The 17868-nt window shown below is 60.3% G+C and carries 33 protein-coding genes and 2 tRNA genes; 30 read left to right on the forward strand and 5 right to left on the reverse strand.

Features of this window, described 5'->3' with window-relative positions:
* Positions 1 to 18: 18 nt before the first annotated feature.
* Positions 19 to 92, forward strand: a tRNA-Gly gene (locus tag GMOLON4_RS00570).
* A gap of 91 nt (positions 93 to 183) precedes the next feature.
* Here the strand turns inward: GMOLON4_RS00570 and GMOLON4_RS00575 are convergent.
* Positions 184 to 819: an MBL fold metallo-hydrolase gene (locus tag GMOLON4_RS00575; protein ID WP_169516520.1), complete on the reverse strand. Its 636-nt coding sequence runs from the start codon at positions 817 to 819 to the stop codon at positions 184 to 186.
* A 148-nt stretch (positions 820 to 967) separates the two neighbouring features.
* On the opposite strand from GMOLON4_RS00575, the gene GMOLON4_RS00580 reads away from it, so the two are divergent.
* Positions 968 to 1041, forward strand: a tRNA-Pro gene (locus tag GMOLON4_RS00580).
* A gap of 62 nt (positions 1042 to 1103) precedes the next feature.
* Here the strand turns inward: GMOLON4_RS00580 and GMOLON4_RS00585 are convergent.
* The 4 genes from GMOLON4_RS00585 to GMOLON4_RS00600 are packed head-to-tail and all read right to left on the reverse strand — an operon-like array spanning position 1104 to position 4023.
* Positions 1104 to 2420, reverse strand: a complete 1317-nt coding sequence (locus tag GMOLON4_RS00585) for a tyrosine-type recombinase/integrase (RefSeq protein WP_051266937.1) — start codon at positions 2418 to 2420, stop codon at positions 1104 to 1106.
* Position 2421: 1 nt separating this feature from the next.
* A complete protein-coding gene (locus GMOLON4_RS00590; protein WP_026937131.1) occupies positions 2422 to 3135 on the reverse strand; it encodes a hypothetical protein in 714 nt (237 codons plus the stop codon).
* Positions 3132 to 3521 (reverse strand): ImmA/IrrE family metallo-endopeptidase, encoded by a 390-nt coding sequence (locus tag GMOLON4_RS00595; protein WP_035732961.1) that lies wholly within the window; start codon positions 3519 to 3521, stop codon positions 3132 to 3134. Before GMOLON4_RS00595 ends, GMOLON4_RS00590 begins: the two co-directional genes overlap by 4 nt.
* Positions 3522 to 3549: 28 nt before the next feature.
* Positions 3550 to 4023: a helix-turn-helix domain-containing protein gene (locus tag GMOLON4_RS00600; protein ID WP_035732959.1), complete on the reverse strand. Its 474-nt coding sequence runs from the start codon at positions 4021 to 4023 to the stop codon at positions 3550 to 3552.
* A gap of 128 nt (positions 4024 to 4151) precedes the next feature.
* On the opposite strand from GMOLON4_RS00600, the gene GMOLON4_RS00605 reads away from it, so the two are divergent.
* From GMOLON4_RS00605 to GMOLON4_RS00740, 28 genes are all read left to right on the forward strand, one after another.
* Positions 4152 to 4403, forward strand: coding sequence for a transcriptional regulator (locus tag GMOLON4_RS00605; protein WP_026937130.1), 252 nt, complete (start codon positions 4152 to 4154; stop codon positions 4401 to 4403).
* Positions 4404 to 4702: 299 nt separating this feature from the next.
* Entirely contained in the window at positions 4703 to 4897 is a 195-nt protein-coding gene (locus tag GMOLON4_RS00610) for a hypothetical protein (RefSeq protein WP_026937129.1), read from the forward strand.
* Complete coding sequence (locus GMOLON4_RS00615; RefSeq protein WP_051266935.1) at positions 4894 to 5832, forward strand: ParB N-terminal domain-containing protein; 939 nt, start codon at positions 4894 to 4896, stop codon at positions 5830 to 5832. The genes GMOLON4_RS00610 and GMOLON4_RS00615 overlap by 4 nt, the downstream gene beginning before the upstream one ends.
* Entirely contained in the window at positions 5832 to 6338 is a 507-nt protein-coding gene (locus tag GMOLON4_RS00620) for a hypothetical protein (RefSeq protein WP_026937128.1), read from the forward strand. Before GMOLON4_RS00615 ends, GMOLON4_RS00620 begins: the two co-directional genes overlap by 1 nt.
* Positions 6338 to 6571, forward strand: a complete 234-nt coding sequence (locus GMOLON4_RS00625) for a hypothetical protein (RefSeq protein WP_026937127.1) — start codon at positions 6338 to 6340, stop codon at positions 6569 to 6571. Before GMOLON4_RS00620 ends, GMOLON4_RS00625 begins: the two co-directional genes overlap by 1 nt.
* Before the next feature lie 58 nt (positions 6572 to 6629).
* On the forward strand, positions 6630 to 6878 hold the full coding sequence (locus GMOLON4_RS00630) for a helix-turn-helix transcriptional regulator (protein WP_035732958.1): 249 nt from the start codon (positions 6630 to 6632) through the stop codon (positions 6876 to 6878).
* A gap of 81 nt (positions 6879 to 6959) precedes the next feature.
* Positions 6960 to 7388: a hypothetical protein gene (locus GMOLON4_RS00635; RefSeq protein ID WP_026937125.1), complete on the forward strand. Its 429-nt coding sequence runs from the start codon at positions 6960 to 6962 to the stop codon at positions 7386 to 7388.
* Positions 7389 to 7582: 194 nt separating this feature from the next.
* Positions 7583 to 7996, forward strand: a complete 414-nt coding sequence (locus GMOLON4_RS00640) for a RusA family crossover junction endodeoxyribonuclease (protein ID WP_051266933.1) — start codon at positions 7583 to 7585, stop codon at positions 7994 to 7996.
* Complete coding sequence (locus tag GMOLON4_RS00645; RefSeq protein WP_026937123.1) at positions 7996 to 8364, forward strand: hypothetical protein; 369 nt, start codon at positions 7996 to 7998, stop codon at positions 8362 to 8364. The genes GMOLON4_RS00640 and GMOLON4_RS00645 overlap by 1 nt, the downstream gene beginning before the upstream one ends.
* Positions 8364 to 9173 carry a hypothetical protein gene (locus GMOLON4_RS00650; RefSeq protein ID WP_026937122.1) on the forward strand — a complete coding sequence of 270 codons (810 nt, stop codon included), beginning with the start codon at positions 8364 to 8366 and terminating at the stop codon, positions 9171 to 9173. Before GMOLON4_RS00645 ends, GMOLON4_RS00650 begins: the two co-directional genes overlap by 1 nt.
* Positions 9170 to 10069, forward strand: a complete 900-nt coding sequence (locus GMOLON4_RS00655; protein ID WP_051266930.1) for a hypothetical protein — start codon at positions 9170 to 9172, stop codon at positions 10067 to 10069. The genes GMOLON4_RS00650 and GMOLON4_RS00655 overlap by 4 nt, the downstream gene beginning before the upstream one ends.
* A complete protein-coding gene (locus GMOLON4_RS00660; protein WP_026937121.1) occupies positions 10066 to 10413 on the forward strand; it encodes a hypothetical protein in 348 nt (115 codons plus the stop codon). Before GMOLON4_RS00655 ends, GMOLON4_RS00660 begins: the two co-directional genes overlap by 4 nt.
* Positions 10413 to 11063, forward strand: coding sequence for a hypothetical protein (locus GMOLON4_RS00665; RefSeq protein WP_026937120.1), 651 nt, complete (start codon positions 10413 to 10415; stop codon positions 11061 to 11063). The genes GMOLON4_RS00660 and GMOLON4_RS00665 overlap by 1 nt, the downstream gene beginning before the upstream one ends.
* A gap of 134 nt (positions 11064 to 11197) precedes the next feature.
* Entirely contained in the window at positions 11198 to 11461 is a 264-nt protein-coding gene (locus GMOLON4_RS00670; protein WP_026937119.1) for a hypothetical protein, read from the forward strand.
* Positions 11458 to 11694 (forward strand): hypothetical protein, encoded by a 237-nt coding sequence (locus GMOLON4_RS00675; RefSeq protein ID WP_026937118.1) that lies wholly within the window; start codon positions 11458 to 11460, stop codon positions 11692 to 11694. The genes GMOLON4_RS00670 and GMOLON4_RS00675 overlap by 4 nt, the downstream gene beginning before the upstream one ends.
* Positions 11691 to 12443 carry a helix-turn-helix domain-containing protein gene (locus GMOLON4_RS00680; RefSeq protein ID WP_026937117.1) on the forward strand — a complete coding sequence of 251 codons (753 nt, stop codon included), beginning with the start codon at positions 11691 to 11693 and terminating at the stop codon, positions 12441 to 12443. Before GMOLON4_RS00675 ends, GMOLON4_RS00680 begins: the two co-directional genes overlap by 4 nt.
* Before the next feature lie 19 nt (positions 12444 to 12462).
* Positions 12463 to 12630: a hypothetical protein gene (locus GMOLON4_RS00685; protein ID WP_156892045.1), complete on the forward strand. Its 168-nt coding sequence runs from the start codon at positions 12463 to 12465 to the stop codon at positions 12628 to 12630.
* Positions 12627 to 13790 carry an AAA family ATPase gene (locus GMOLON4_RS00690; RefSeq protein WP_169516517.1) on the forward strand — a complete coding sequence of 388 codons (1164 nt, stop codon included), beginning with the start codon at positions 12627 to 12629 and terminating at the stop codon, positions 13788 to 13790. The genes GMOLON4_RS00685 and GMOLON4_RS00690 overlap by 4 nt, the downstream gene beginning before the upstream one ends.
* On the forward strand, positions 13787 to 13933 hold the full coding sequence (locus tag GMOLON4_RS00695) for a hypothetical protein (RefSeq protein ID WP_265415384.1): 147 nt from the start codon (positions 13787 to 13789) through the stop codon (positions 13931 to 13933). The genes GMOLON4_RS00690 and GMOLON4_RS00695 overlap by 4 nt, the downstream gene beginning before the upstream one ends.
* 149 nt (positions 13934 to 14082) lie before the next feature.
* On the forward strand, positions 14083 to 14559 hold the full coding sequence (locus tag GMOLON4_RS00700) for a hypothetical protein (protein WP_026937114.1): 477 nt from the start codon (positions 14083 to 14085) through the stop codon (positions 14557 to 14559).
* Positions 14543 to 14809, forward strand: a complete 267-nt coding sequence (locus GMOLON4_RS00705) for a hypothetical protein (RefSeq protein WP_026937113.1) — start codon at positions 14543 to 14545, stop codon at positions 14807 to 14809. Before GMOLON4_RS00700 ends, GMOLON4_RS00705 begins: the two co-directional genes overlap by 17 nt.
* Before the next feature lie 393 nt (positions 14810 to 15202).
* A complete protein-coding gene (locus GMOLON4_RS00710; RefSeq protein ID WP_026937892.1) occupies positions 15203 to 15751 on the forward strand; it encodes a hypothetical protein in 549 nt (182 codons plus the stop codon).
* On the forward strand, positions 15744 to 16001 hold the full coding sequence (locus tag GMOLON4_RS00715; protein ID WP_026937893.1) for a hypothetical protein: 258 nt from the start codon (positions 15744 to 15746) through the stop codon (positions 15999 to 16001). Before GMOLON4_RS00710 ends, GMOLON4_RS00715 begins: the two co-directional genes overlap by 8 nt.
* A gap of 335 nt (positions 16002 to 16336) precedes the next feature.
* Complete coding sequence (locus GMOLON4_RS00720; RefSeq protein ID WP_106486593.1) at positions 16337 to 16753, forward strand: ead/Ea22-like family protein; 417 nt, start codon at positions 16337 to 16339, stop codon at positions 16751 to 16753.
* Positions 16746 to 17045 carry a hypothetical protein gene (locus GMOLON4_RS00725; protein WP_245575568.1) on the forward strand — a complete coding sequence of 100 codons (300 nt, stop codon included), beginning with the start codon at positions 16746 to 16748 and terminating at the stop codon, positions 17043 to 17045. Before GMOLON4_RS00720 ends, GMOLON4_RS00725 begins: the two co-directional genes overlap by 8 nt.
* A complete protein-coding gene (locus tag GMOLON4_RS00730) occupies positions 17035 to 17409 on the forward strand; it encodes a hypothetical protein (RefSeq protein WP_026937882.1) in 375 nt (124 codons plus the stop codon). The genes GMOLON4_RS00725 and GMOLON4_RS00730 overlap by 11 nt, the downstream gene beginning before the upstream one ends.
* Positions 17399 to 17698: a hypothetical protein gene (locus GMOLON4_RS00735; protein WP_026937881.1), complete on the forward strand. Its 300-nt coding sequence runs from the start codon at positions 17399 to 17401 to the stop codon at positions 17696 to 17698. The genes GMOLON4_RS00730 and GMOLON4_RS00735 overlap by 11 nt, the downstream gene beginning before the upstream one ends.
* Positions 17695 to 17832: a hypothetical protein gene (locus tag GMOLON4_RS00740; protein WP_156892078.1), complete on the forward strand. Its 138-nt coding sequence runs from the start codon at positions 17695 to 17697 to the stop codon at positions 17830 to 17832. The genes GMOLON4_RS00735 and GMOLON4_RS00740 overlap by 4 nt, the downstream gene beginning before the upstream one ends.
* The last annotated feature ends 36 nt before the right edge of the window (positions 17833 to 17868 follow it).

Below are 17868 nucleotides of genomic sequence, written 5' to 3' on the forward strand. Positions count from 1 at the left end.
GAAGTACTCCGGCGGCTCGGGGGTGTAGCTCAATGGTAGAGCCTCAGTCTTCCAAACTGATAGTGCGGGTTCGATTCCCGTCACCCCCTCCATTTCGAGCGACGAACGAGAGCCCGGAACAGTGCGTTCCGGGCTCTCGTTGCGAAACCGTGCTCGGCTACGAACCGAAGCTCCGCCCCGAGGCTAAGTCCAGAGCGTCTCGTCCTTGCGAATCCGTCGATAGGCGCGCTCTTCGAACCGCGAGCGAAGCACGCCGTCGGTGATGCCGATGCCCGCATCCGAGAGGATCGCATCGTGAATCGGCACGATATCCGCGTCGGGATGCGCGTGGATGAAGTCCATCGTCTCGGCGAGTTTCAGCCATGGCGCGGCGATGGGGGTGAATAGGACCTTGACCAGTGCGGGGTCGGGCGCGGTCGTGAATGAGTCGCCCGGATGGAATAGCTCCTCGTCAACGAGGTACGCGTTGTTCTGCAGCACCTTCATGCCCGGGAACACAGCGGCGTGCTGTCCGCCGAACGCCGTCACACTGAATCCCGCGGGGGAGAAGGTGTCGCCCGGGGCAACCACGTGAATCCGCGTCGTCGCGATGCCGTCCCGAACCAGCACATCCGCGACCTCCTGCGGGCCCCAGACCTCCGCAGCGCTGCCATCAAGCGCATCCACCACGATGTGATCAGGATGCGCGTGTGTCACGATCACAGCTTCAGCATCGCGAACTCGATCGTGCGGGCTGAGATTCCCGGGGTCGATGACGAGGATGCGCTCGTCTTTCTCGAGCGCGATGGATGAATGGCCCAGTTTCGTTATTGCCGTCACGATGATTCCTTTCGTCCCTGGTGCCACACCGTATGCGTCGTGCGTGCAAGGGACCTCCGCGTCGATCTCGTGAAGGTTGCGATTGAGCGTGTGTCCGACGTCGGCCAAAATCCGGGCTAGACTTGCACAGGTCGATTTAGTTCGACGCCGGGAATTAGCTCAGCTTGGTAGAGCGCTCGTTTTGGGGGCGAGAAGTCGCAGGTTCAAATCCTGTATTCCCGACAAGCAATGCCCCGACTTGCCAGTAAAGCACTGGTGAGTCGGGGCCTTTTCTGTTTCCCAGGTTAGGAGCCGATTTGCTCCGAGTATCCATTCGGTATCGGTGGCACGGCAGATATGAGCGCGCGGCGTCGCTGTCTCGTGAGTGCGTCCGCTACCTCGTCGAGGCGATCGGGCCAGAGGTGGCCGTAGACGTCGAGGGTGATTGATGCTGATTTGTGGCCCGCCATGCGTTGAATCAGTTTCACGTCCGCACCTGCTGCGATCGCGAGCGAGATGCCGGTGTGGCGTAGGCCGTGGATCTTGAAGCCGTCCAGGCCGATTGCTTTCGTCGCGGGTGACCAGACTCGGTTGCGCCAGTTCTTGTCGTCCATCGCCCCACCGCGGGACGCTTTGAACACCCAGCCTGGACTCTCGATGGATTTGAGGAGGGGGATGAGGAAGTCGGGGATTGGGACTTCTCGGCGTTCCCAGGTCTTCGGGTAGTCGAGGGTTTTCTTTCCTTCTCGATCGACAGTCCATGTGCGGTTTACTTTGATGCGTTTCTTGCGGAGGTTCACGTCACGTCCCCAGTCGAGCGCGAGTGCTTCGTTGATGCGGAGACAGGTGTAGGTGAGGGTCTGCACGAGCACGAAGCTGGTGAGGCCTTCGGTCTCTTTGCGTGCCCGCTTGGGGTTGGGTACCGCTTGGACGGCTTTGGCGAGCGCTTCGATTTCCTTGTGGTTGAGGAACTCCATGTCTTCGGGGAGGTCCTCGGGTGGGAGCTCAACGTTTTGGAGGGGGGATTTTGCGAGCCAACCTTCCTGGACCGCGAAGCGGAGGGGTGCACCGAACGCGATCGAGACAATGCCGTGGATCGTTTTCGGGGCGAGCCCACCTTTGTGGATGCGTTCGGCGTCGTCTGTGATTGTCGCGGTACCTTCGATGAGTTGTCCTACCCAGTCGTCGATAGCGTCTCGGGTGATTGACGAGATTGGTTTGTGGCCCCATTGTGGGAGCACCCACCGGTCGAGGTCGCGTCGGTATCGCCAGATGGTTGCGCCTTTGAGTTTGCGTTTCGATTCGAGCCAGCGTTCAGCGGCCGTCTTGAAGAGCTTGTCGCCGTTCGAGGGGTCGATGTAGCGGCCTGAACGGATGTCGTCTTCGAGGGACGCTTTGAGTTCTTCGGCGTCGGCTTTCGTGGCGAAGCTTCGTGTTTTTCGTTTCGAGGTTTGCGGGTCGTCCCACGACACTCGCCACCGGTTGCCCTTGTCGAATCGACTGGTGCGGAACTCTTCGGGGAGGGAGCGGAGCTTACGAAGCTGCGTGGCGGTGGGTGACACTCTCTCGCCGTTGACGATGGTGTCTTTCGTCCAGAGGTCGGTGATCCAGGCTTTCGGCATTTTAGGCCCGGTCTCTGATCGCAAACCACCTGTTCGCGGCGGTCTTGAACGCTTCGATTTCCGACGCGGGAAGTTCGTTCTCTTCGGCGTGCTTGTAGATCCTCCACCAGCCGCGGCCATAAGCATCCGCTGCGGTGGGGTCGGCGTCACCCGTCGCAGGAGGAACCACCGGGTAGCCCTCCGGGAATGGGCCTACGTCGCCCACTGGGAGGCCGACAGCGAGACGAGCGTGGTCAAGCCAGGCTTCTTCTTCTGCGGCTCTCTCGGCGGCGGCTGCGATCATCTCTTCATCGGTAATTTTGCGGAGGACGGATTTGAGTTCGATTCCCTCGGGGGCTTTGTCGAACCCGACGATCATCGCGAGCTTGGGTTCTTCACCTTCGACGGGGGCGAGCACGAAGTCACCCACCTTTGGGAGCTCGCTCAATCCCCACGTGTACGAGTACCCCATTCCGCCGGTCGACTGGTCGGTGACGCTCTCGACGTAGGTGACCTGGACAACGTTCGGCTTCTTTGTGTAGCCGTACTCGTCGAGCATGACCTGTCGACGTTTTTGCCGCGCCGGGATCCAGATCATGCACCAGAGGATGATCGCGGCGAGACCGAGTATCCCCATGACTGGGTCGAGGAATGGCGGGTTGCCGGTGAGGTTGCTGATGATGGCGACCAGGATGGTGAGGCCGGTGAAGATCCAGGCGAGGGTTTTCTTGGTCATGGTTCTCTCGTTTCAGTTAAGGCGCGCCAGAGGAATTCGGCGCGGTCGTAATTGTGGGGGTTGGTGAGCCACACCTTGAGCATGCGGGGAATTACTCGCAGCTGGTCGGCCCAAGTCTCTGGGTGGTCGGGGAAGTCGAGTGCGCACTGGGCTACGCGCTCGGCGGTGATCAGAAAGCCTGCAGCCCACTCGTCGGCTCTCGCCTCGCTCGACCCCCTGTAGTGGTGGCCGAGCTCGTGAGCGAGCGTGCAACGCTCTGTGACGGCGTGGAGGCCGTGACGGAGGACGATGAGCCGATGGCCGGGGTAGTAGCGACCACGCTCTTCGATGTCGGCGTGAACGACTTCGAGGCCGAGGTCGGCGGCGTGATCGTACGGGCTCCACATGCCTGCATGATCACGCCAGCCTCCGACATCAGTCCTCTATCGGGTCGTCTTCGTGGTCACGTCGGGTGTCGGCGGCGTACGGTTCGCCCTCGAGGTCGGCGAGCACGGACACGGGCATCGAGAAGCGAGAGTCGGCGGGGATCACGTTGCCGTCATACTCCGACCGAGCGCGTGCAGCCTCGCTCACAGGGAGGCCCATCTGCTCAGAGTCTTCGGCGCGGCGAAGAATCTCGCGCGCGATCTCCACGTCGGAGGCCGACTCGAGTGCCGCGGCGATTGGTGGAATGTTCGCTTCTTCGGAGGTGATGAAGCCTGCCGCGACGAGCGCATCGAGGACGCTGAGGTTGTATGCGCGAGCGATCTTGACGACGAGGGCTGCGTCAAGCGAGGACGAGCCGGAGAGTTGGCGGCTGAGGGTGCTCTGGGCGACGTCTGCCTTGGCGGCGATATCGCGGGTGGATGCGCCATTGGTGTGGATGCTGAGCCATGTGTTGTAAGTCACGCCTCTAGTGTGACTCACTTTTGCATCAGTAGCAATAGTGATTCACTACTTGCAAACTTGGATCAAGTGATGCACTATTGATTTCACCGATCCGAAACCGGGTCGAGGAACTTAGCCAAGGAGGCGATATGCCAAAGCTCAAACTGCGAGTCGGGGTGATCGACCGCGTGAAGGAACTGCGGAGCATCCCGTCCGATGCGGTTATGGCTCGCATGATCGGCGTTGACCGCGCAACTCTCAATCGAGTGCGGAACGGGCAGGAGCCCACCGGCCGGTTCGTGGCTGGCGCGGTGGATGCGTTCGGTATGGGCATCGGAGAACTGTTCGAGGTTGTCGCTTCTGACGACGCAGACCAGGTCGACGACGACCTCGCGGCCTAGCCGCCACCGGCACCTCTGAGCGTGCCTCTCTCGCTGCCCCTATCGGGGCGGTAATCGTCGCGCCATCGCGACCCCTACAACTCCATAGCTCGCACCAGGCGGAAACGCTGACCGGACACCACGCCGGTCGGTGGTCATAGCCACAGCAACTGCTGGCAGGTAGCGGAAAGCCCCGAAGACGGTAGCGAGCTCACAAATCCCATCCCCGGTAGGTCCCGGAGAGATGGAACACAGACGCAAGAGAACGGCCCCGCGCAGGTGCAACTGCCGGGGCCACGAACGAATTGAAAGGACTCGTCATGACGAATCTTACCGAGCGCGACCTACGCGCAATCAACCAGCGCAATCAGAAAAACCCGATCCAGGCAAACGCTGACCAGTTCCCCGACAAGGGCGACGGGCTCGGGCGAGGCCTTCAAGACATCCGTGCAGACCTCTCGACTCGCAAGGATCGCGGGCTCAGCTCGCTCATCCCGAACGGAGAGACGAAGTGACGGTTGCTGAAATAATCGCGCACCCACTCGCTGACCGGTTCCCGATGCTCCCTGACGATGAGCTGCATCGGCTCGCTGATGACATTCGAGAGAACGGTCTACAGAATCCGATCATCGTGGATGACTCAGGTCGCATCCTCGACGGCAGGAATCGCGCGGCAGCGTGCAAGCTCGCCGGGGTTGAGCCGAGCGTTGAACCGTTCGAGGGTGCAGAGGACGAGGCCGCGGCGTTCGTGCTTTCGCAGAACGTCTCACGCAGGCACATGACCACGGGCCAGCAGGCGATGAGCACCGCGCTCGTGCTCGCTGACACCGGCAAACGTGAGAACGGTCGGTGGGCGCGTAATGCGGTTCCATCCGATACTTCCGGATCCGGAAGTAGGCAGTGGGCGCAACGCATGGCGGAGGCTGGCGCGATCCTCGACCACGCTCCCGACATTGCAGAGCAGGTTGTCAACGGTGGCATGGCGCTCGACGCTGCCTATAAAGAGGTCGAGCGTCGCCGTGACGTGGAGCGTCGCAACCTCGAAGAGCAGGAGCGGATGGAGGCCGAAGAGGCTGACCGGCTCGCTCACCTGCTAGAGGCCGCTCCCGACTACGCGGCGCGCATCGGCACCGACTTCCCCACGGCACGGCAGGCATACGCGGCCTGGGAGGACGACCACAAGCGGGAAGCTGCGCAGCGTCGCCGCGAGCAGATGGAGCGCGAGCAGCAGGAGCGCGAAGCTCGCAAGGGCCGCATATCCCTGTTCACTTCCATTGCCAAATCAATCGCGACCTGTTCGGGATATGGCAATTACGCGAACCTCGACAAGCTCAGGGCTGAATACAGGCCGGACGAGCTTGACCGGAATATCACATCCGAATTTTCAAACGGTCAGCTCGATAAGGGGATTCGGTTCCTCACCTTGCTGAAGGAATGGAACGAAAGCTAATGTCCAATTTTTTTGAGAACGTTTACGACAACATCGTCTTGGGTGCGAACGGCGCGATAAGCAAGGCCGCGGCACGGGAAGCGTTTCAGGCCGAACTTGCTCGGATCGTTCGCGATGGCGAATTGCCGGGCACCGTAGAGCTTGAGATGAACGCCGACATCTGGGCGACCTATATCTACCACGAGCGGATCACGAAGATGCGCGACCGACGTAGAGCGAGTCTCCTGCGTGAGTGCCAAAACATTGGCTCTGCACTGTTTGGCCGCGAGATCGACCCGACGACACTCAACCAGGCATACCCGGACGGCTACGGCAATGATCTTTCGCTGCGGTATTGGTCGCGCGAAACGTATGCCGGGTCGAAATCGACACGTCAAGAAAAAGCGCTTGAGGCTACTGAGAAGGCGAATGAGTTCGCTATGGCCGTGCAGCCAATCCTCGACGCATTCGACAGGTCGGGGGCCGTGTTCACGTGGCAGCTATTCGAGAAGGCGGAGGTCAAGTAATGCTCGTCAAGGAACTTATTGCAGAACTGCTCGAGCACGACGGTGATGACGAAGTGCAGCTCGGTCTTACGTTTGGGCCTGGCGTGCAGTACGTCGGGTTCGGCGTATCGAGCGAGCTAGACGGGTTCTACGGAAACATCATGCAGCTCGCGCTCCGGTCGAGTATCGAGATCGATGTGGCGCAGATGAAGGCCGATCACGCATTCAAAGCCGACTTCGGAGGGCACCTCTAATGCGCACCCTCGACAAGCTCTACTTCCTCCTGACCCGCAAGCAGGGGAGGCGGGGCAAATGACTGTCATCCCAATCGGCACATTCGCGGAACCCGAAGAGCACCAGCACATTAACCGCCCGCTCGTGGTGTCCCCGGAAACCCTCGGGAAGCTGATCGAAGTATCCCCGCAAACCCTCTCCGACTGGCGCAAGACATGGCGTGACGGGAAGACAGGGGAGGGGCCGCGGTTCTTCAAAGTCGGTCGACTCGTGAGGTATCGACTCGAGGTGGTGGAGACGTGGCTGAGCGACCTCGAGAGCAAGTGAACGACGTAATCGGCCACCTCTGCGAAGACGAATACGACTCCCTCGACGAGGCCCTCGAAGCATTCAAGGAAAGGATCCGTGATGCCGAGCTATTCGATTGAGCACTGCGAGGAACAACTCGCGAAGGTCGACGCCGATCTTGCGGCGCTCGAAGATCGCCCGCGGTTCGACCACGGGATGCTCAACATCCCCTTATCCAAGCGGGTCGACATCAACGCCCAACTCGACAAGTACAAGAAGCTGATGGAGCGCCGGAAGTATTGGGCGAACCGCCTGTCGATCGAGAAGGCACGCCTCGCGGCACCCGTCAGGCAGGCGGAGAAAGAACGCGACGCGGCGGCCTATCGAGCACTTGACTTGCGGGCCCTGCTCGAGGGAAAGACTGAGGTCCTTTGGTCGTTCATGACGGATAAATGGCTGCCGATCGTGAAGATCAATAAGAAAACCGTGCGAGTGAAAGGCGCGAGCGACTTTCTTATTCCGGCTGACCAGATTTACCGGGCTCGTTAGAAAGGGCATCGAATGGAGGATCGTTTGGCGACGCTGAAAACAATCCAATTGATATTGATTTGGGTGGCGGTTATCGCAATTGCAATTCTCGGGATGGTTGGGCTTTGGTTCAATCCAACGAATTTGTTTTGCACGCTGCTCATGTGGCCGGTCGTCTTGTGGGCTGCGATCGCTCCTAGCGGGAGCGAGCCACGGTGATCACGTTCAGAGTCGACGGCGTGCCAATCGCCCAAGGCTCGAAGAGTGCGTATATCGCGGGCAACAGGGCGGTGATGTTCGACCAGAAAGCCTCTCGCTTGAACCCGTGGCGCAAGAAGGTTGCGGACGCTGCGAGAGCTACCGGAGTGACTCATGAAGCGCATGCCCCCCTGGTAGTTCAGATCGTGTTCATTCTCCCGCGGGGGAAGACGGTAAAGCGAGAGCACCCAACGACAAAGCCGGACGGGGATAAGACCGAGAGGGCGATATGGGATGCGCTCACACAATCGGGGTTGATTCACGACGATGCGCAGATCGTCGAATGGTCTGGGCGAAAACGCTATCAATTGGCAAATGAAGAACCGGGCGTGGTTATTCGCGTCTATCGGATTGAGGAAAAGGAATTGTAATGGGAACTGAATTTCAACTAAGTGGCCGTCTCCCGAAGGCGGAGCGGAACGGGCTGGATGCGCACGCGGAGGAATTCCTCGATGTCGCTGCACCTGCATCTCTCATCGGGATTGTTCGTATCGACCGGAAGTTTCGGAAGGTCGATGACGACACCGAAGAGGTCTCGGCTATGGCGAAGATTTCGCACATCGAGATTGTCGGGGATGAGGTGGAGGCTGATCGGCTCGCGGAGTATATGACCGCGCTGGCTGATTCTCGTTCGGGTGACACTCCACTCCCGGTGGTGGTCGAGGGTGAGGTTGATTTCGATGCGCCTCTCAACGAGGGGTTCGCGGAGTTGGACGATTCGTTTGGGGCTGAGAAGTAATGGCCGACAAGCCTCGCTTCAAGCGAAGGAATTACGGGAAGGGTCACGGCTACCAGTACCTCGATGAGGCTGGGCAGTACCAGAAGATGGACGGCGTTACGACGCTGCTGTCGAACGGCCTGCCGAAGCCAGCACTGATCAACTGGGCGGCGAACACCACAGCTGAGTATGCCGTAAACATGTGGGACGAGCTGGGCGAGATGCCGATCGCGACTCGCCTCAAGGAGTTGAAGAACGCACGCTACGCCGATAGAGACGCTGCAGCTAAACGAGGTACGGAAGTTCACGACCTCGCGGAGAAGCTCGCACACGGCGAAGAGGTAGACGTCCCGGATGAGATTCGGGGGCATGTTGAGTCGGCGGCGCAGTTCTTGGATGACTTCGAAGTTGAAGTGATTCTCACTGAAACCCCGTGCTTCCACGATCAGGCCCTGTACGGCGGCACGTTCGACCTGCTGCTTCGCAGTGGGAAGTTTCCGGACAAGGTGATTCTCGCGGACTGGAAGACGAACCGCTCGGGGATCTACCCAGAGACCGCCCTACAGCTCACCGCTTACGCGAAGAGCACGCACTACACGGCAGCGAATGGCGAACTTGCCTTGACTGCGGATCTCGGCATCACGGATCTCTGGGCGATCTGGATTCGCTCGGACGGCTTCAGCGTGTTCCCGATGGAGTTTTCGCCCGTGACTTGGTCGGCCTTTGGGCACATCGCGACGGTCGCGCGGACTGCATCTAACCGCGATGTCGCGGACACATGGAAGGGGCCGGAGCTGCACGCACCGGCGAGCAAGGAGGAAGCAGCATGAACGAGCAAGAACCGAACTGGGACGAGATTGAAGCGCAGGCTAAGGCGAATGCTGAGGCGATGCGTGAAGACGAGCTAGACGGCGAGGTCGTCGAAGAGCCAGAGCCCGAGAAGGTGGAGCAAGCCGTTGAGCGTCGACGTGAACCTGAACAGGGCGTCGCGCCGTCAAGGGATCAGGCGGTGGAGCGTGGGAGTGAAGAGCTTGTCCGCTTCGTGTCTGATCTTCGACTTGCCTACAACGCTTCGCTGAGTCTGACGACGACGAACTTCGTGCCGGGGTCGTTCAAGGGCCGACCTGATCAGGCCGCGGCCGCGATTGTCACGGGCCTGGAACTTGGCCTAACCCCGATGGCTGCACTGCGGTCGATCGACATCATTCAGGGCACGCCAGCACTTAGGGCGAACACTCTCCGAGCTATCGCCTTGGCGAAGGGTCACGAGGTGTGGATCGAAGAATCCACCTCACAGCGAGCAATCGTGAAGGGCCGTCGACGTGGGTCTGATCGCATCCAAGAGTCAGTGTGGGACATGGACCGGGCTCGGCAGCTTGGGCTTGTCAGTAAGGACAACTGGAAGAAACAGCCTCAAGCGATGCTGATTGCTCGTGCAACGACAGAGCTTGTGCGGTTGATCGCTGCGGACGACATCCTCGGTCTCTCGTACACCGCCGAGGAATTGGACGACGACGGGCCGACTTCAGAGGCGGCACCGGTGAAGCGTTCGACCTCGAAGGTGCAGCGCAAGTCGCGGAGCGTGACGCCGAAGCCAACCGAGAAGCCACAGGAGCCCGCACAAGAGGCCGAACAGTCCGGGGCTGACCAATCACCAGCCGAGGAAGTTTCAGTCGCTCCTGAGGGGCTTGACGGTTTCGCCGATCTGCCGGATGGCTTCCAGTGACCAACCCCGTCGAGGTCGAGCAGCAGATTATCGCGCTGTCGAACGAGCTCGATAACGGGGTGGGGATCGTGTCCGGTCGGCAAGCAACCTACGAGAAGTTGCAGCGCGAGTACGACCGCGAGTACGCGAAGGAGTACTTGAAGGCGGACGGCCCCCAGCAGGAGAAGAAATATCGGGCGGAGCTTGAGACGGCTCAGTTGCGCTCGGACATGGAGATTGCTCGCTTGGCGTGGAAGCACGCTGAGCGGCAACTCCGATCACTTGAGACACGCCTTTCCGCGTGGCAGTCACTCAACAAGTCAATGACTGCCGCGTATGGGGCGACGACGGGAAGGGGCCGGTAATGGCCGAGATTCATAACCACAGCAGCGTCGAGTCTGTCGCGGAGATTGCAGGCGCGGTGCGAAAGCTACTCGAGCGCAACACCGAGATCATGACTGACCTTGAGAGCGAGCGACAGCGGAACGAAAGGCTCGACCGGGCGTTCGACCGGAAGTTCGTGGATTGCGAGGAGGCTCTGGAAGAGCGAGACCGCGCACGGAACACTGCCGTACTGCTCGAGCAGGCACTAGCCGATTCGGAACGCGAGGTCGACAAGTGGAAGGCGATCTATAACGCCTCGAATGCTGATCAGGATGACCAGCGGGAAAGGATCTTGGATCTTGAGGGGAAGATCAGCGAGTACGACGACCTGCTGATCAAGGCAGAGCTGGAACTCGAAGCGCTGCGAGGCAAGCCAAGCGATGCGTTCAAGGACATCGAGTTTGTGTCGGAGCTAACCACTCTGCACCTCGGCGCGCTCGTGATGGTCGACATCTCCGACGAGGTGGTGGTGACTGATCGAATCCAGTTCCTCGAGTCGCGGAGGGATGCATTCGGAGACATCAAGATCGGCATCAGGTTCGATCGCATCGGTAGGGCATTTGAGCTTTCAGCCGACGCCGCGGTGAAAGTAGTCGGGGAAGCGCTCGAGGTCGAAAGCGCACCGTTCTAGTGGCTGCTCCAACAACGCTCGAGCGGGAGAGAACTTATACCCGCGATGAGTCCCGGTGCGCTGCATGCGGAACATTCAACGGCCTGTCGTTTCAACATCGGCAGGCCGTTGGCATGGGTGGCTCGAAACACCGCGTGCCACTCACCGGCGCACTCACCATGTGCACGGTCTGCAACAACATGGCCGAGGCCGAGCTACAACGTTCGGCCTTGGCGTGGGGCTGGAAGGTTCCCCGCTGGGTGAAGAACGCCGCAAACGTCCCGGTGTTCTACCGGTGGAAGAGAACTTGGTGCCTGCTCGACGGATTGCAGGCGATTGAGATTACGGCTCGTGAGGCGATGGCGTTGATGCGTCAGTTGTACGGCGAGCAGTACGAGAAATGGAAGGAAGAGGAATGAAGAAGCTCAACAACATGAAAGTCGCATCGGCGGTCCTGGATCTTCGCTCGCAAATCGCACACGAGCACGGGCACCCTGATGAGGCTGGACACCTCGAGAGGTTCAGCCAGATCGCCGCGCATCTCTCTGGCGCTCCGTATCTCTTCAAGGATTCGCCGGTGATTGAGATCGCCGAAATCCTGATGGAGGTAGCCGAGCTCGGGGATCTTGCCGACGAGGTGGAGGGGAGATGAGCTTCCACACGGTCCCGTGGGCGTGGTCGGTCGACGGGATCACGCCCACCCAGAAGCTCGTGCTCATGGGCCTCGCGAGCTACGCCGATGAGCGCAACTCTTGCTTCCCAGGACAGCAGCTCTTGGCGGACCGTGCGGGGGTATCGACTCGCACGGTCCGCCGAGCCCTCGACGACCTCGAGGACAAGGGGCTGATCCAACGTGAACAGCGGCGTGACAACAGAGGGATGCGCACCTCTGACCGGTATGTGCTGAACGTCAGCAGAAAGCAAGTGGACATATTGGCCGCTAGTGAATCTCACCGGACATCTGAGACAACCTCACCGGACATTGACGACAGCCTCACCGGACACCCATGTCCTGGTAACTATCCAGAGAACAGTAAGAGTGAACTACCAGTAACCCCTATAGTCCCCACGTTCGACGACTTCTATTCGATCTACCCATTGAAGAAGTCGAAGGACGCTGCGCGTAGGGCATGGGATAAGGCGATCAAGCGGGAGTCTCCCGACGTAATCATGGCCGGTGTTCGTCGGTTCGTTGCTGACCCGAACATTCCCGACAAGCAGTTCATGAAGCACCCATCGACGTGGCTGAACGGGGGGTGCTGGGCGGATGAGCCAGAAGCGCCACGCAACAACACCATGTCGCCGCTCGAGCGGAACATGCAGGCGTTCAACGACATCTACGGAGGTGGTGAACTTGCAGGCTCAGGAAGCATTCAAGCTCTTGACGCTGGCGTCCGCTAGAGACGGGCGCACTGTCGACATGGGTACGGCGAGAGTGTGGGCTGACGACCTCGAGGACATCACCTTCGAGGAAGGCGTCGACGCCCTCAAGCGTCACTACCAGGAGTCGAGTCTGAGGGTGATGCCCGCGGACATTCTCCGCCATGCGCGACCTCGCATGTTCGACGAGTGGGGGTGGGCGAATTGATCGAACACGAACGCACTGTGATTGGTGCCGTCCTGCTCGACTCGAGGTATATCGGGGATGCGATGCAGGCCGTGACGGGGGGTGACTTCCAAGACGAACGTCTCGGGAGGATCTTCTCCGGCATGGTGGACATGCATGGTCATGGTGAGCCGATCGACGTGCTGACGGTCACGCCGAAGTTGAAGGCGTGGGACATTCGAGGGATCGACCCGGCCGAGCTGCACGAGATGGTGGGTGAAGTCCCCACTGCATCGAACGTGAAGCATTACGCGGAGCTCGTTTCTCAGGAGTCGCTACAGCGCGGCGTGGTGAAGGTCGCTACTTCCATGAGAGACGCGGCGGAGGGTGACCCGGCGCAGGCTATTCGCGAAGCGATGCAGTCTCTCGAGGGATTGCAGAAGCGGAAGTCTGACGACTACGAGATGCTCTCGGTCGACGATCTGCTGAAAGTGGATGTGTCGCATGACTGGCTCGTCCCTGGGCTGATCGAACGGCAAGACCGTCTGATGTTGACGGGCTTCGAGGGGCTCGGAAAGTCGACTCTGCTGCAGCAATTGCTTTTCGCTGTCGCTGCGGGGGTGCATCCGTTCCGGGATTGGCAGAGCATCACGCCTCGGAAGTGTCTGGTGATTGACGCGGAGAACACGAAGCGTCAATGGTCGCGCAAGACCAGGGGTTTCGTCTCGGCGGTGTCGAACCTCTCGGCAGGTGGGGCGCTATCGGAGAACCTCACGGTGGTTCCTGTCCCTCGTTTCGACATCACTCGACCGGATGAGCTGATGCGCTTGCACACGATGGTCGACAAGGTGAAGCCGGACGTGATCATGATCGGCCCGCTCTACCGACTGACTGCTGGTGCGATTCAGACAGACGACGAGGCCGCCCCGGTACTCGCTGCGCTCGACACGCTTCGAGACAGAGGCATTGCTCTGCTGATTGAGGCGCACGCGGGCAAGGCGACATCGAAGTCAGGCGAACGCAAGTTGTCACCTCGAGGTTCATCCGCGTTGCAGGGCTGGCCTGAGTTCGGCCTTGGGCTTGCACCTGGGAAAGGCAACGAAGTGGAACTTGTCCGCTGGCGTGGCGACCGCGAAGAGCGCATGTGGCCGAAGCGTCTCGTGAAATCAACTACTGGTCTGCCGTTTCAGGAGGTGTCATGAAGTGGAAAATAGCCCGCCTGCCCTTGTGGGTGGATACCAGGTTCCCCTGGTTCGCGGTCGGCCATGACGCAGAGATCAATCTGACTGTCATGGCCGTCTTTGCTTCGCACGCTGACGCGATCAAACACACGGAGGCATGGTGAGTGAAGGGTGTGTCAGACGATGCGTCTACGGGCCTCCTGAGGCTCTACGGGTACGCCCTGCCATGTACGGGAGGTTGTGCACGACCTGCTACCGGCGACTTCGAGATCATCTCGCGGTCGCCGGACCTGTTCTCACGCTCATGCAAAGCATGGTCGGCAAATCCTTGCAGGCAGTGGCGTACGGCGACAAGGTGCAGACATCGCGGAGTCACAGTCTGCCGTTTCACGTGGAGCAGGCCGAGGCAGTCGACGAGCTCGAGCAGGCTTTGAAGGGCTGGGCGAAGGAAGCGTTTCGAGTGCTGCCCTTGAACCTCAAGGATGACCTGCCTGATGTGGACTCGGGTCAAGGCGCGGTCGAGTACATGCGGCATCGCCTCGACGACCTCGTTGGCCTCCCGTTCATTGCGGAGATTCACGACGAACTGATTCCACTCATCCGCGCTGGCCTGAAACGTACAGGCCAGGAGCGGATGCCACTCGAGGCCCTGGACGCGATGTGCCCAATCTGCCTCGAACGCACTACTCAAGTCGACTGGGTTGGCGACGATTCCGACCCGCAACTACTGGTGACATGCAAGAAGTGTCGCCTCGTGATTGATGGAGGAACCAATGGCAACCACAACTGAAATGGAAACGACAATCACGTACGACCATGCGGAGCAGAAGTACCGCGTTTGGTCGTCCTATCGCCCGCATATCTCTCGTTTCAAAAAGGACGAGCGCGCGCGCCTAACTGGAGAGGGCGAGGACTGGGCGTCTTTTGAAATCCCTGCATCGCAATACGACATTCGGAATGCGTTCAAGCGCAAGGTCACGATGTCGGACGAGCAGCGTGAGGCCGCGGCGGAACGTCTACGGAAAGCGAGAGCCGCGTGATGGATAACGACGACTACAACGACTATCGAATCAAAGCGCAGAAAGAGCGCGACGACGCCGACCTTCGGGATTGGACGATCCCGGAGCTACATCCCCGTTCCCGCATGTGCGAGCTGGACAATCACCGGCCCTGCACGGGGCGCATACAAGGGCTGCACGCGAGGGCTTGCGGGTGCTGGTGCCATGACGAGGCGGTGGCGGCATGAGTGACCAGAGGGGGTGTGCGCGGGAGGCGAATCGGCGCTACTACGAGCGGACGCGGGGCGAGAGGCGGTCTTCGTATCAGCGGGTGTGTAAGCGCTGCGGTGGCGATTTCTATAGCGAGCGGGCGCTCGTCTGGTGTCGGGATTGTCGGGACGTGTACCCGGCTGAGTACAAGGAAGCGAGAGCGGCGTGAGCGGCTATATCGAATTGGAAGAGGGAGAGATGAACAACGTTGAGGTCGAGGTGCACCCGAGTGGTGTGATTACGGTAAACAATGCAAAAGACAACGTGAGCACGGCACTTGACTCAGAGGAGGTCACTGCCCTCCGAGCGTATTTCCAGGCGGAGCGTGACGAGCAGCTCGGGCTATGGCATGACCCGGAGGATGCCCACAAGGTCGTCTACCGAGTGCCTGGCGAGGACGACGGCGACGGGCGTGCGATTGGAATCCTGGATCTGCGCACCGGAGAGACTGAGTGCTTGTGGGAACACCTGTCGACGGATATCGGAGCCGCTGACCGCTATTTCGCTGCGCATCCCCCGGCGCGTGAGCTACCGACCGCGCTGGGCGCGATTGTGGAGGGCAATGGGCTGCGCATGCATCTTGTCGCGCCTGGCGCTGAGGACGGTGACGCTTGGGTCACGACGAGTGGCTATTGGCGGTCGCCGAGCGAGACGTTGAAGGTACTCGGCCCTGACTGGAAGCTCGTACACGAGGGGATGCAGAGCGATGAGTGAGTTGTCGATATTTCAGGATCAGCAGCTCGCGGCGACATCGATCGTCCCGGCTGCGGCGGTGCGTGAAATCTATCGGGTTCGGGACGCGTATCAGGCTGACCTTGATAAGGCGTTGCGGGAGATTCGTGCGGGCGGCAGCTTGCAGGACATGGAGCGGTGGACGCGAGTCGCGCGGCAGTTCGTGGAGCTGATCATTTCGTTGAACATGGCGGCGGAGCGACTAGTCGAGACAGGAGACGGCGATGAGTAACCCATTACGAGAGCAGATCGCGCGGGCGGCGGAGGCAATGGTCGCGCACCGTTTGCCCTGGGCATCGACGCAATGCAGGTGTGGTGAAGCTTATCCGACCGAGTCGTTCGGGTCAGCCCACGCGGAACATCGTCTCAGGGCCATGTTCCGGGCCGCGTTCGGAGGGGAGCGAGACGATGTTTAGGCGTGACCCGAAATCGTGCCGCTGGTTCCACTCGTGGGCGGACACGGACAAGTTCTACGACATTTTCAGCATCGTGGATCAATGCCGGAAGTGCGGCTTGTACCGCATCACGAACTTGTTTACCGAGCAGACAACTTTCAGGAGGTAGGCCATGTCTGATTTTGATTTGTCTGGGCTGCGAGAGATCGCGGAAGCGGCGACACCAGGACCGTGGAGGCAGTGGAACCCTGCTACGGGGCCATCACACATCACTATCGGCGGCAAAGTTGCGTTCGAGTCTTTGCAGAGCGCTACACGGTTCGCTGACGACGAGGTGATCCCGCATTGGTGCGACGCCACACATATCGCCGCGTTCGATCCTGAAACCGTGCTCGCCATGCTTGACCTCATCGAAGAGCAGGCCGCGGGCTTCGAGACACTACGGCAGTTGCATCGCCCTGTCGAGATTGAGCCAAGCGGAACAATCTGCGGAGAGTGCTCCATGAGGCTCCCCAACGGCAAGTATTTCGGGCGGCTAGAGGAATGGCCGTGCCCTACCCTGCAAGCGATAGGAGAGAGCGATGACTGAACCAATGAAGTTTCGCAAGAAGCCGGTAGTGATCGAGGCGATGCATTTCGACAGAGGGGCCGCGTCTGGTGTCGGATACGAGATCGCCAGGTGGTGCGGTGGCAGGTTCAACACGGACGTAAAGCCGTCTGACCGTACCGACGTGCGCTACTCGATCAGCATCCCGACGTTGGAGGGCGTGATGACCGCGAATGAGGGCGACTACGTGATTCGCGGCGTGGAGGGCGAGTTCTATCCGTGCAAGCCGGACATTTTCGAGGCGACCTACGAGGTGGTGTCTGATGTCGAGTGAACGCATTACCGATGAGCGGCTCGCGGAGTGCATGGAGTATGCGACGCACGAGGCGGACATGGCGGGGAATGCCGCGCGTGTGAACCCGGATCATGTCGACGATGCGCGGTTCTACCGGAACCTCGAAGCGGCACTGGCCGAGCTGCAAGCGTTCCGGGCGCGGGAGGCAGGCCGGGATGAACACGGTCTGCCGACCCGGCTCGGTGCCGCGATCAAGTTCGAGGGGCTGGCGAACGTGTTTGTTCGGCATTCGACGTATCAGCCGTACCCGTGGACTGATGGGCAGGCGTTCTTGGACTCGGAAGAGGTGCTCGAAATTGGAGAGGGCTGTGGCCCGTGGAAGGTGGTGCAGGATGATGACTGAGCTAGAGCTGACCGATGCCGAGTGGCGTGAGTTCCAGGCGATTCCAGAGCAGGGTTTCTCGCATCGTGATTGGGTGAACGCGCGGATTCGTGACCGTGCGGCTCGGCAGCATGCCGACGAGTCGGACACGCTCAAGGTCGCGGGCAAGCGGATTGCGGAGCTTGAGGCGAAGCTTGCGGGGGTACGAAAGCACTGCGTTGAGCGCATCCAAGATTACCCGGACGACCCGTTTGACTATGCGTTTCAGGAATGCAAGCGCATCCTCGCGATTCTGGACGGTGGCTCGTGACCCGGGATGAGGCGGCTCGTGAGGCCGCACAGAGGTACGTGGAGTCGGGTGCACCGTCGTCGGAGCAGCAGGAGCTGTTGCAGGCCGCGTATATCGAGAAATGCGGGCTGATCGCGGAGGTTGGAGATGAGTAGCGGTCAGAGGCCTCGCACGCGGGAGCACTTCCCGAA

Source organism: Gulosibacter molinativorax (assembly GCF_003010915.2).
Lineage (GTDB): Bacteria > Actinomycetota > Actinomycetes > Actinomycetales > Microbacteriaceae > Gulosibacter > Gulosibacter molinativorax.

Coding starts and splice junctions, on each gene's coding strand:
- GMOLON4_RS00590 (WP_026937131.1), bottom strand. CDS start 3,135: ATGACCAAGAAAACCCTCGCCTGGATCTTCACCGGCCTCACCATCCTG.
- GMOLON4_RS00655 (WP_051266930.1), top strand. CDS start 9,170: ATGAACGAGCAAGAACCGAACTGGGACGAGATTGAAGCGCAGGCTAAG.
- GMOLON4_RS00735 (WP_026937881.1), top strand. CDS start 17,399: ATGATGACTGAGCTAGAGCTGACCGATGCCGAGTGGCGTGAGTTCCAG.
- GMOLON4_RS00645 (WP_026937123.1), top strand. CDS start 7,996: ATGGGAACTGAATTTCAACTAAGTGGCCGTCTCCCGAAGGCGGAGCGG.
- GMOLON4_RS00620 (WP_026937128.1), top strand. CDS start 5,832: ATGTCCAATTTTTTTGAGAACGTTTACGACAACATCGTCTTGGGTGCG.
- GMOLON4_RS00700 (WP_026937114.1), top strand. CDS start 14,083: ATGGTCGGCAAATCCTTGCAGGCAGTGGCGTACGGCGACAAGGTGCAG.
- GMOLON4_RS00720 (WP_106486593.1), top strand. CDS start 16,337: ATGTCTGATTTTGATTTGTCTGGGCTGCGAGAGATCGCGGAAGCGGCG.
- GMOLON4_RS00610 (WP_026937129.1), top strand. CDS start 4,703: ATGACGAATCTTACCGAGCGCGACCTACGCGCAATCAACCAGCGCAAT.
- GMOLON4_RS00695 (WP_265415384.1), top strand. CDS start 13,787: ATGAAGTGGAAAATAGCCCGCCTGCCCTTGTGGGTGGATACCAGGTTC.
- GMOLON4_RS00680 (WP_026937117.1), top strand. CDS start 11,691: ATGAGCTTCCACACGGTCCCGTGGGCGTGGTCGGTCGACGGGATCACG.
- GMOLON4_RS00625 (WP_026937127.1), top strand. CDS start 6,338: ATGCTCGTCAAGGAACTTATTGCAGAACTGCTCGAGCACGACGGTGAT.
- GMOLON4_RS00725 (WP_245575568.1), top strand. CDS start 16,746: ATGACTGAACCAATGAAGTTTCGCAAGAAGCCGGTAGTGATCGAGGCG.
- GMOLON4_RS00685 (WP_156892045.1), top strand. CDS start 12,463: ATGGGTACGGCGAGAGTGTGGGCTGACGACCTCGAGGACATCACCTTC.
- GMOLON4_RS00630 (WP_035732958.1), top strand. CDS start 6,630: ATGACTGTCATCCCAATCGGCACATTCGCGGAACCCGAAGAGCACCAG.
- GMOLON4_RS00705 (WP_026937113.1), top strand. CDS start 14,543: ATGGCAACCACAACTGAAATGGAAACGACAATCACGTACGACCATGCG.
- GMOLON4_RS00665 (WP_026937120.1), top strand. CDS start 10,413: ATGGCCGAGATTCATAACCACAGCAGCGTCGAGTCTGTCGCGGAGATT.
- GMOLON4_RS00715 (WP_026937893.1), top strand. CDS start 15,744: ATGAGTGAGTTGTCGATATTTCAGGATCAGCAGCTCGCGGCGACATCG.
- GMOLON4_RS00585 (WP_051266937.1), bottom strand. CDS start 2,420: ATGCCGAAAGCCTGGATCACCGACCTCTGGACGAAAGACACCATCGTC.
- GMOLON4_RS00650 (WP_026937122.1), top strand. CDS start 8,364: ATGGCCGACAAGCCTCGCTTCAAGCGAAGGAATTACGGGAAGGGTCAC.
- GMOLON4_RS00605 (WP_026937130.1), top strand. CDS start 4,152: ATGCCAAAGCTCAAACTGCGAGTCGGGGTGATCGACCGCGTGAAGGAA.
- GMOLON4_RS00730 (WP_026937882.1), top strand. CDS start 17,035: ATGTCGAGTGAACGCATTACCGATGAGCGGCTCGCGGAGTGCATGGAG.
- GMOLON4_RS00595 (WP_035732961.1), bottom strand. CDS start 3,521: ATGTGGAGCCCGTACGATCACGCCGCCGACCTCGGCCTCGAAGTCGTT.
- GMOLON4_RS00635 (WP_026937125.1), top strand. CDS start 6,960: ATGCCGAGCTATTCGATTGAGCACTGCGAGGAACAACTCGCGAAGGTC.
- GMOLON4_RS00675 (WP_026937118.1), top strand. CDS start 11,458: ATGAAGAAGCTCAACAACATGAAAGTCGCATCGGCGGTCCTGGATCTT.